This is a genomic window from Methanobrevibacter sp. (genome assembly GCF_017468685.1).
Taxonomy (GTDB): domain Archaea; phylum Methanobacteriota; class Methanobacteria; order Methanobacteriales; family Methanobacteriaceae; genus Methanocatella.
In genome coordinates, this window is record NZ_JAFUHT010000052.1 from 1 (window position 1) to 10,285 (window position 10,285).

Here is a 10,285-nt window from a genome sequence, read left to right on the forward strand (position 1 = left end):
AATGTCAAAAATCCAACAACAACCAGAAACAAGAAAAAACAAAGAAAATTCAACATCAACTACAAACCAACATAAAAATCAGGAAAAAAACATGAAATCAAAAATTAAGTTGACGACATTGGAAAAAAACTATTTTGATATTAATTTTTTGTTCACATAATTCTTGTGAAAAATTAACATTTATATATGATGAAAAATAATAATAACAATTGTTATATTAAATATGACGGAGAAATACACATGGTAGAAAAAGGAACCGACGTACTAAAAGAAGGCTTCGCTAAAATGACAAAAGGCGGAGTTATCATGGATGTAGTAAATGCAGAACAAGCTGCAATTGCAGAAGATGCAGGAGCAGTAGCAGTAATGGCGCTTGAAAAGGTACCTGCAGACATTCGTGCGGCAGGAGGAGTGGCAAGAATGGCCGACCCAACAATTGTCGAAGAAGTGGTTGATGCAGTATCCATCCCAGTAATGGCAAAAGCAAGAATCGGACATATCGCAGAAGCACAAATCCTGGAAACCCTCGGAGTCGACATGATTGATGAAAGTGAAGTGCTAACACCTGCAGACGAAGAATATCACATCAACAAAAAAGAATTCACAATACCATTCGTATGCGGAGCACGTAATCTTGGCGAAGCATTAAGAAGAATCGATGAAGGAGCAGCAATGATTCGTACAAAAGGAGAACCTGGAACCGGAAACATTGTGGAAGCCGTTCGTCATATGAGGAGGGTAACTGGTGAAATAAGAACCATACAAGGACTTGAAGAAGAGGAACTCTGGAAATATGCAAGAAACATTGAAGCTCCAATTGAACTTGTAAAACAAACCGCTGAGCTTGGCAAATTACCAGTTGTCAATTTTGCGGCAGGCGGTATTGCAACACCTGCAGATGCATCACTCATGATGCAGTTAGGTTCCGACGGTATTTTTGTAGGATCAGGAATCTTCAAATCAAACAATCCGGAAGCATTTGCAAAAGCAATAGTCGAAGCAACAGCAAACTACGACAAACCGGAAGTATTAGCTGAAGTATCCAAAGGTTTGGGTGAAGCAATGAAAGGTCTGGAAATGTCAACATTAACTGAATCAGACAGAATGCAGGACAGAGGAATTTAAAATTCCTCATATTTTTTATTATCACTAACGGGTGCACAAATGGTAAAGATAGGAATCCTTAATCTACAGGGTGCAGTTTCAGAACACTTTGAGATAACCAAAAAAGCCGTTGAAAACTTGGAATTAGAAATAGAAGTGGAACCTGTAAGATACAGTGAAGATGTCAAAACATGTGACGGCATAATAATCTCTGGTGGAGAAAGCACTGTAATCGGCAAGTTAATTGAGAAAAGAGGCATTGACAAAATAATAAAAGACAATGACATTCCAGTCTTTGGAACATGTGCAGGAATGGTGCTTCTTGGTAAAAAAACAGATTTTAATCAGCCATTACTTGGACTTATGGATATAACAGTCAAGAGAAACACATATGGTAGGCAAAAGGATTCATTTGAAGCAGAAATTGAAATATTAAATCAAAAATATCCTGGAGTATTCATCAGAGCGCCGGCACTCGAGTCATATGATAAAACAAAAACAGACATCAAGATATTATCTGAGTTCAATGGTGAGATAATAGCTATTCAGCAGAAACACAATATTGCAATTTCATTTCATCCCGAATTGACTGAAAACACATTAATTCATGAATATTTCATCAAGGAAGTATTGAATAATCAAAATTAAATCAAAAGATATTCATTTAGTGGCTCGAACAATATTATATATTAATCAGTAAACAAAAATTAATATGAGGTTATTGTTATGAAAGCTATTTTTATAAATGGAGGGCCACGTAAGAAATGGAGCACCTATCAAATGCTTGAAAAGGCAATGGAAGGTGCAAAAGATGCAGGATCCGAAGTTGAAATTATAAATCTTTATGATTATAATTTCATAGGATGTAAAAGCTGTTTTGCATGTAAACTTAAAAATGCAAAAACAAACGGATTATGTGCTATAAAAGATGAAATAACACCCATACTTGAAAAAGCATTGAACGCCGATGTCATTGTAATGGGAAGTCCGATCTATTTTTATTTCACTACCGGCGTTTTAAGGTCATTCATGGAGCGTTTAATGTTTCCAATCCTGTCATATAATCCAAAAGTCAATGAAAAAACCGGAGAAGTTGAAAGTAGCCTACTTGGCAGAACCGTTCCAACAGCAATGATTTATACAACCGGCGCTCCAAAGGAAGCTGCAGAAGAATTTAAACCTAATCTTGATGCGAACAAATACTTCCTTGAAACCCTTTACGGTTATACTGAAACACTGTATGCACATTTCACATACCAATTCAAAAACTATTCAAAATATGATGTGCCTGAAGGGCTGGAAGAAAGCAGATCAAAGCAACGGGACGAACAATTCCCTAAAGACTTAAAAAATGCTTATGAGTTAGGCAAAAGATTAGTTGAAAAAGCAAAGGAATAATTATGTTAAAGATGATGCTAACTCCACGATTTGGAGAAATAGATGGTATGAAACATGTAAACAACAATCATATCGGAGAATGGTTTGAACTTGCAAGAGAAGAGATTTACAGATATTTCATACCGGATTTGGATTTGAATTTGGAAAAATGGAAACTTATTCTGGTTAGAAACGAGACAGATTTTTTAGGCCAGATCCGCTACGGCCAGGACGTGGAGATAAGAACATATATCCTGAAAATTGGAAATTCCTCATTTACAGTTGGAAATGAAGTCTGGCAGGATGGGCAAATCAAGGCAAAAGGAAAATCCATTATAGTCCACTATGATTACATCCAAGAGAAATCAGTCAGAATTCCTGATGACATCAGATTGAAACTCAATAATCTTTTTTTAGATGAAGCAGATATTGGGAAAAAATAATCCTGTTTATAATATATCTAAAAAACAAAGCAATTAAGATTACTCCTCAAAAATCTTAGAAACACAACCAGCAATCAACCCGGCAAATGCATCACTAAGTATTAGAGGCAATCCCCAAATGATACCGGGCTTTGCTTCATTATACCTCTTGAAGTTAATTATTGCCTTTGTGCCTGCAATCTGGTTTGCAACAGCCATTCCAAACACTTCACTACTGTATATATAATCATCACAATCAAATTCACGCAATCCTTTTTCTGTCAGCTCCCATTGAATTTTAAGTGCAGCATCAATCAAAGTTATCACATTGACATCACTTAAAGCCTTAAGGATTTGTGACTCCATTCTGTCCTTTAAATCCTGTGTTATATCATCTTCATCCAAAAGATCTGTTCCCGCTTCAACCAAATCACCAATCTGAATTGCCTCAGAAACAAGATAATCAAGAATACCGAATGTCAGACCCATTTTTTCAAAAGCATCCTCAATGCTTATTTCAACTGCATCCGTAATTCTGATTTTTAAATCCTCAAAATCAATATCATCATATTCAGCATTATTAATATCCAAAGACTGACCGTCATTTTCAGGAATATTTGCCAATAGGGCTAAAAAGTCATCAGCGTTTAAAATATTTTGAATGTGAACCGGCAGATTCATTCGAGCTAAAGCTCTGGCCTTAGCGCTTGAAATCAATTTAAATATTTTAAGCAAATCTTTAGGTGAAATAACTCTGTCAATGTAAATTACATGACTTAAATTGATTCTTGCATCTACAAATCCTTTTGGTGAATTAGCAACTTTTAATTTGTCAGTAAAATCTTCAAGGACAATATCATTTGCCATGAATGTGAAAATGGTCAAATCATCATATGTTTTTGAAAAATAATCAATTGAATCGGTTGCCTGAGCAATGTAGGAACCCTGTAATTGATTGAATGTTTCTGCACGTTTGGCAGTTGCATTGAATTCATCCTTGGCAATTACCACATTAACATTTTCAACAATATCAATACCGTCGCTGACAGTAAAATCACTTAAGGCCAAAAAATGATTTGGATTATTGATGCAAACTCCGTAATCCTTTTCTGTGACATTTAATTTCATGTGATAATATATATTAATAATTTAATTTAATATTATAGTATAACTATAAAAAAAGGAATTATCATTATGACAATTATTATTGACCCTCAATCCAGTGGAATAGCAGGAAACATGCTGATTGGAGCATTTGTCGATTTAGGAGCAGATGCAGATAAATTAAAAGAAGTGATGGAAAAATCAGCTTATGAATTTGGAAAAGTTGAAGTGACATTTTCCAAGGTCGCAAAACATGGAATTTCATCAACATTATGCCATGTTGAGATGCTGGAGAACAAGCATCCCATAAACTATAATGATTTCATTTCAAAAATCAGGAAACTGGATTTGGATGAAAAAGTAATTAATACTTCAGTCAGTATTTTCGAAAGAATTGCAAAAGCCGAAAGCAAAGTGCACGGCAAAAATTTAAACGAAGTTCATTTCCATGAGGTTGGGGCAAGCGATGCGGTTGCTGATGTGATAGGTTCAGTTTATGCATATTACTCATTAGGTTATGATTTACATGAAATTATCGGCCTTCCAATAGCTGTTGGAGGTGGAAGGGTTAAAACTGCCCATGGAACAATACCTGTTCCTGCACCTGCTGTTGTTGAGATTTTAAATGATGCATATATGATTGGAGGACCTGTTGACTCTGAGTTAGCAACACCTACCGGTTCTGCAATATATATGGAATTATGCGGCGAAATCAAAGAGTTCATCCCACAAATTAAAGCAAAAAAAGTCGGTTACGGTGCCGGACGTAAGGATTTTGACCATCCGAATGTGTTAAGAATAATTGAAGCAACAGATATGAGCGAAAGCGACAGCATAGATGTTATTGAAACCAACCTTGACCATTTAACCGGTGAAGAAATCGGATACCTCTTTGACGTATTGTTGGATGCCGGTGCAAGTGACGTTTCAATTACACCAATTATCATGAAAAAAAATCGTCAGGGAAGTCTTTTAAAGGTAATTTCTAGAAAATCAAATAGAGAAAACATGTTAAATATTATTTTTAAAGAAACCGGCAGTTTGGGCATCAGAATTGCTCCCAACATGCACAGAGGAATTGCAAGACGTGAATTTGAAACTAAAAGCTATGAAATAAACGGCAAAACATATGACGTAACATTCAAAATAGGTTATGTCAATGGCGAAGTGATTTCAAAAAGACCCGAATATGAGGATTTAAAAACTATTGCTCAAGACACCGGTTTAGCTTTAAGAAAAGTTAAGGAGATAATAAAATGAAAAAGGCAATCAGCGTTTTTTCAGGAGGACTTGACTGTACTGTTGCAACTACAGTTTTTGACAAGGATTATGAAATTCATGCCATAACCTTCAATTACGGTCAAAAGGCATTAAATCCAGAAATAAATGCATCAAAAAAAATCTGTGAAAAGATGGGTTGGAGTCATGAAGTGATTAATCTTGAATGGCTTTCAAATATCAGCAACTCCAGTTTGAATACTTCAGCAGATATTCCTGAAGTCACAGAAGATGATTTGGACGATTTGGATAAAAGCGGTGAAAGTGCTGAGAATGTTTGGGTTCCTGCAAGAAACACAGTCTTTACATCAATTGCACTATCCTATGCTGAAAGTATCGGTGCGGAAATCATCATTGTCGGATGGAACAATGAGGAAGGAGCAACATTTCCGGACAATTCAAAAGAGTATCTAGAAAAATTCAATGAACTGATTGATGTTGGTTCACCGGATAAAATAAGAATTGAAGCACCATGCATTAATTTGAGTAAGGAGGAACTGGTCGAGTTAGGCGTTGAAATTGGTGCTCCAATTAAATTAAGTTATTCATGTTATAAAGGAGAAGATGATCCCTGTGGTGTTTGTGAAAGCTGTATGAGACGAAACAGAGCATTTAGGAAAGTGGGAATCTAATCATATTTTTCCAAATCTTTCTTCCAGTCCGAATTCTCCAAATCCATATTTTCCCGTACACAATATGAAACGTTTTCAACTGACCTGAAAACATCACCAAATCCTTCTTTTGTTTTCCTATAATTTGCAACGCGGGATTTTCTTATACCTATGTTTCCAGCTTCTGAGTAGGAGTCAATGTCTGCTCCTATGTATATGAATTCCCAGTTGTGGCTGTTAATAAGATTTGAAATCTGGGCTTTTGTAAATTCCTTGGAAGAATTTTCCATTCCATCAGTCATTATTACAAATAATGCTTTGTTGTCGATTTCCTTGTCAAGAGTATTGATTGTTTTTCCAATTGCATCCAACAGTGCTGTGCATCCCCTTACCCAATATTCTTCGCTAGTTAATAATTCCACTTCATCGATTGATTTTCTTTTGTATAACACTTCATAGTAGTCATCAAAAAGAATTGTGGTTACTGTAGTGTTTAGTCCTTTTGCTTTTTCTCTTTCGATAAATGAGTTGAACCCACCAATTGTGTCTTCTTCTGATCCTCTCATGGATCCACTGCGGTCCATTAAAAATATCAAGTCCAAGTTTTCATTTTGTGGTGTTGTATCCATATTTTTCACTTCCATGATTTTGTTGTTATATTGTGTATAACTTACACACAATATATTAACATCAAATAATATATAAAGTTTTCGGAAATGAAAAAAAATCAATCAACCTTATCCAAAAGACGTAAACCATCTTCAGACAATCTGTAGAGACGTCCTTTCCTAACTTTTGGATTAAGACATTCGACAACTTCTTTTTCCTTTAATTGCCTTAAAACATTTGAAACATGATTCTGTAAAATGCCACTATCCTCAGCAATCTCTTTCGGCATTTTCACACCACGACCAATAGCCTTAAATGCACGATGCCTGTAAGTTGACTTTTGTATATATCTAATCAATTTGGCTTCTGTTTCCTTATCCATATTCACACCTCAAAGCTTGTTTCCACAATTCATACAAAACGAATCTCCCTCATTAACCAAACTTCCACATTTACCACATTTTAATTCAACTTCAAATTTAGCCCCACATACAGTGCAGAATTTATCATCAGCATTTGCCCGAGTTCCACATTCCTGGCAATATTTAACATTATCATTAATCAAATGATAATCCTTAAATTCCTCTTTTGGCTTTGGAGTATTTCTCAAGACAGGCTGAGAGTAAAAATCAGTTCCGTTTTCAATTTCCATAATCAATTCATTCATTGAAGCAATCCTTTTTGAATCGGCAGGATGTGTTGAGAAAAAATCATGCTCATTAGAGTTTTGCTCGGACATTGACTGCCAAAATGCAGGAATATCTGAAATATCATAACCTGCCCAATGAATCATCAGCATGCCCAAACGGTCCGCTTCAAGCTCCTGGTCCCTTCCCCAGGGATTCATTAGGAAAAATTGCGAACCGATGCTTGCAACATTAGTGGCTGCACGGGTCAGGGAACCTAGTGAACCCAAACCAACAAGATCCATCGCAATACTTCCAATCCAAGCGGCAGAAGCTATTGTATTTTGTGCATTTTGAGCACTGATTCTTGTTCTTGAATGATCTAGAAGTGCATGGGCCATTTCATGGCCTAAAATGAAAGCTACTTTTTCTTCGGTGTTTGCAACAGATAAAATTCCTGAAAACATTACGATTTTGCCTCCAGGCATACAGAAAGCATTGACAGTGTCATCTGCAACCAAGTGAAAATCCCAATCATAATAATCCTCAACATAATCCAATCTTCCGATTTTTGAAAGATATGACTCAACGGCCTGAATTAGCTTTATTGCAACATTTCTAACTATCTGTCCGTTTTGAGTATTATCCAATAGTTGAACCTGATTGATCATGCTGTAATATTCATTATATGAATCTTTAAGAAACTTGTCATCATTGACCATGTCAAAATGAGATTTTCCGGTAAATGGGTTTATGCTACTTCGGTCATCCTTCGCCATACTATATTTTATTATCACCTTGTGTATAAAAACTTTTTTGAAAATAGTTTTATTTTCTTAAAAAAATGTAAAAGTAAAAACTGCTCGTAAAAAAGTCGAATTTCAATAATATTTATATAATTTAATAATAAAAAATCATATATGAGAACAATTTAATTGTATCTTATAAGATTTATATTTAATTAAAAATTTAATTCTTAAAAATTAAAACGTGGGAATTAAAATGAAAAGGACAAAAAAATTAATCATAGCTATTCTTTTAGTTGTTCTTATAGGACTTTTAGCTTCAATTTACGGAGCATTAAATTCAGGTCCTGATTTATCACAGGAAGATAAGGATATCCTTATATTGGCTGCTGATAAATACGAACAATCCAACGGGGGAGTGGACATGGCATTTATGATTCATTTGGAAAACGGTAGTTTTGCAAACTACACTCCAGTCTATCCTGGTGGAATGACACACCCAACTCAGCCCGCATCAAGTGCCCTGGGTGGTGGAAAAATGTTCCTTCACGACAGTCTTTATGATGGTGTGGAAGATGGTATGCAATATGCAAAAGAAATTATAGAATACAATACCAACATGACACCTGATGCAGTAGTTCTTGTCTATGATGAAGGAGTAGACAATGTAATCGATTCCATTCGTCCATTAGAAGTTGATGGAAAAGTGACAAACCTTAGTGCAACTGACATCATTCGTGAAAACGATGCTTATAACGGATATGCAGGTAACGAAGGAGTTACAGGAACAATGTCCAGATCCGATGCAGTAATGGTGCTTGTTAAAGCATTGGCTCAAGCAGCCGCAGACCCTGACAAGAAAGCAACTATGGTTAAAGCAGCATTAGATGAATATTCCAAAGGCAACATCATAATGCAACCAGAAGGTTCATTTACAAAATTGCTTGCCACTAAAGGAATAGAAAGCATAGGATCATAACAAAATCTTTAAAGGATTATTCTAATCCTTTAAACAACTTTTTTTATTTTTAATATACATACTATTTTTTAGAAGCGAAATGATTATGAAAAAGATTTTTCTATTTTTAGTGATATTCACATTACTTGCAGGTTGTGTTTACGCAACTCAAACCGTTGAGATAAACAATGTCACATTTGAAATACCTTCAAAATACTCAGGTGGCGAGATAGATGATGATGAATACGAATTGGACAACGTTTTTTCAATCAGATGCATTGATGAGGATGTTGCAGGAAAAATTGGTCTGTGGGCAGTTGAAAAGGATTCAAGTGAGGATTTAAATATCAACAATCACCCGGTAAGGCATTTCAGCCAATACAACAAGTATGTCGGAGGCAACCATTCACATGCATATTTCGCATCAGGCAAATCGGTTTACGAGATTGCATGGACAGACAAGGAAATTAATTCAGACATTGAAAAGTTGATTAAAAGCACACCACAAAGTAAAATAGATGATGAATCCTTTTATAATGCATTGGATGAAAGTGTAAATATATACAAACGGGAAAAAATTGACAAATTGAATCAAGAATCCGAGTATAATTATCTTGAATCAAAATACCTTTCACAAAGCAATCCTCAAAAAACGGATGATACCAGATTTAAGGAGATATTATTTACTTATTATCTGAATAGATAATAAATTAATATTTAAAACAATTTTTAGGTTATACCTACTAATATTAAGTTGAATCAACATTACTTTTAACCATCAGGTATCTGAAAAAATTAGTGAATGCATACGAACTTGAATAATTTCATTTGCCACCAACTGTCAATTAAAATACTATAAGAATTGACACATAAAAATAAGACATAAAGAGCAAAAGCATTGAATGCAATAGTCCATAAGATATTATTTGACAGTTTTGAAGTTAGTAAAAAAAGAAAGAGGTAAGTGACTAGAAGCAAGTTACTTTTTAAATTGCTTAATTAATTAATCTTAACTTTTTAGCGGTTTTTTCATCAACATACCCGTTCCATTGCCTGCATAAGTCGCAGTAATTGAGTAATTGTTGGGAATATAAATAGTAAAATTTAACTGATGTAATGCGAGGTGTGTTTTTCATATTATAATGGGATTTATATTACAGTTATAGTAATTTATCAAAATAGAAAACAAGAAAAACAAACTGATGGTGGAACTTGACAGACACAGATTCGACATTAATAGCCTTAAAAGCATAATGAGGAAATGAAATGGATAAGTATGGATAATGAAAATGTTTATATATTTTAAGGTGCTTAGATATTAAGTGAAGATTAGAAGGTAAAATCCTAAATATTGGTTTAGCCTATAAGTCCTCGTCACCACAGGTGGCGACTTTCCATAACTTATTATGGTCAATTAGGTGGCTTATAGGTTCTTCATCTCACTAACTAA

12 protein-coding genes are annotated in these 10,285 nt (G+C 34.8%); 8 read left to right on the forward strand and 4 right to left on the reverse strand.

Translation table 11 applies throughout. The annotated features are described in order from the left end of the window. The first annotated feature begins 240 nt into the window (after nt 1-240). The 4 genes from pdxS to IJ258_RS07080 all read left to right on the forward strand — a co-directional run bounded on the left by pdxS (nt 241) and on the right by IJ258_RS07080 (nt 2,924). Nucleotides 241-1,125, forward strand: a complete 885-nt coding sequence (pdxS, locus tag IJ258_RS07065; RefSeq protein WP_292805010.1) for a pyridoxal 5'-phosphate synthase lyase subunit PdxS — start codon at nt 241-243, stop codon at nt 1,123-1,125. A 39-nt stretch (nt 1,126-1,164) separates the two neighbouring features. Beyond that, on the forward strand, nt 1,165-1,752 hold the full coding sequence (gene pdxT, locus IJ258_RS07070) for a pyridoxal 5'-phosphate synthase glutaminase subunit PdxT (protein ID WP_292805013.1): 588 nt from the start codon (nt 1,165-1,167) through the stop codon (nt 1,750-1,752). Nucleotides 1,753-1,830: 78 nt separating this feature from the next. Further along, on the forward strand, nt 1,831-2,502 hold the full coding sequence (locus IJ258_RS07075; RefSeq protein WP_292805016.1) for a flavodoxin family protein: 672 nt from the start codon (nt 1,831-1,833) through the stop codon (nt 2,500-2,502). 2 nt (nt 2,503-2,504) lie between these two features. Next, a complete protein-coding gene (locus tag IJ258_RS07080) occupies nt 2,505-2,924 on the forward strand; it encodes a thioesterase family protein (RefSeq protein ID WP_292805019.1) in 420 nt (139 codons plus the stop codon). A gap of 39 nt (nt 2,925-2,963) precedes the next feature. On the opposite strand, the gene IJ258_RS07085 is transcribed toward IJ258_RS07080, so the two are convergent. Next, nucleotides 2,964-4,031 (reverse strand): phosphatidylglycerophosphatase, encoded by a 1,068-nt coding sequence (locus IJ258_RS07085; RefSeq protein WP_292805022.1) that lies wholly within the window; start codon nt 4,029-4,031, stop codon nt 2,964-2,966. A gap of 66 nt (nt 4,032-4,097) precedes the next feature. Between IJ258_RS07085 and larC the strand changes: the two genes are divergently transcribed. Both larC and queC read left to right on the forward strand, forming a co-directional pair. Continuing rightward, entirely contained in the window at nt 4,098-5,267 is a 1,170-nt protein-coding gene (gene larC, locus IJ258_RS07090; protein WP_292805025.1) for a nickel pincer cofactor biosynthesis protein LarC, read from the forward strand. Further along, on the forward strand, nt 5,264-5,917 hold the full coding sequence (gene queC / locus IJ258_RS07095; RefSeq protein ID WP_292805027.1) for a 7-cyano-7-deazaguanine synthase QueC: 654 nt from the start codon (nt 5,264-5,266) through the stop codon (nt 5,915-5,917). Before larC ends, queC begins: the two co-directional genes overlap by 4 nt. Here queC and IJ258_RS07100 read toward each other — a convergent pair. The 3 genes from IJ258_RS07100 to IJ258_RS07110 all read right to left on the reverse strand — a co-directional run bounded on the left by IJ258_RS07100 (nt 5,914) and on the right by IJ258_RS07110 (nt 7,910). Continuing rightward, a complete protein-coding gene (locus IJ258_RS07100) occupies nt 5,914-6,525 on the reverse strand; it encodes a vWA domain-containing protein (RefSeq protein ID WP_292805030.1) in 612 nt (203 codons plus the stop codon). The genes queC and IJ258_RS07100 overlap by 4 nt on opposite strands. A gap of 98 nt (nt 6,526-6,623) precedes the next feature. Continuing rightward, entirely contained in the window at nt 6,624-6,887 is a 264-nt protein-coding gene (locus IJ258_RS07105; protein ID WP_292805033.1) for a transcriptional regulator, read from the reverse strand. Nucleotides 6,888-6,896: 9 nt separating this feature from the next. Next, nucleotides 6,897-7,910, reverse strand: a complete 1,014-nt coding sequence (locus tag IJ258_RS07110; RefSeq protein ID WP_292805036.1) for a M48 family metallopeptidase — start codon at nt 7,908-7,910, stop codon at nt 6,897-6,899. 223 nt (nt 7,911-8,133) lie between these two features. On the opposite strand from IJ258_RS07110, the gene IJ258_RS07115 reads away from it, so the two are divergent. Both IJ258_RS07115 and IJ258_RS07120 read left to right on the forward strand, forming a co-directional pair. Further along, on the forward strand, nt 8,134-8,856 hold the full coding sequence (locus IJ258_RS07115; protein ID WP_292805039.1) for a DUF4012 domain-containing protein: 723 nt from the start codon (nt 8,134-8,136) through the stop codon (nt 8,854-8,856). Nucleotides 8,857-8,941: 85 nt separating this feature from the next. Next, a complete protein-coding gene (locus IJ258_RS07120; protein WP_292805042.1) occupies nt 8,942-9,541 on the forward strand; it encodes a hypothetical protein in 600 nt (199 codons plus the stop codon). Nucleotides 9,542-10,285: the final 744 nt, after the last annotated feature.